Genomic DNA, 229 nt, shown 5'->3' on the forward strand with positions numbered 1-229 from the left:
GGCCGACCACGCTCTTCTCGCGGGCACAGTTGCGGCGGCTGTTTTCCTGAGTGGTTTACTCGTCTGTGGCCTGTTCTTTATGTTGTGAACCTGTTTTGACACCACAGTTACCCGCGGATTTTTCTCTCTTCTCTCTCACATCGTCTGTATGGCCCCCGCAATCGCGCACTTCCTGCTTGGCGCCGCCTGCGTGCTCACCGCAGCGGTGCCAGTTGTCCTCCGATACGAG

The sequence above is a fragment of the Halorubrum sp. SP9 genome (genome assembly GCF_005435015.1).
Lineage (GTDB): Archaea > Halobacteriota > Halobacteria > Halobacteriales > Haloferacaceae > Halorubrum > Halorubrum sodomense.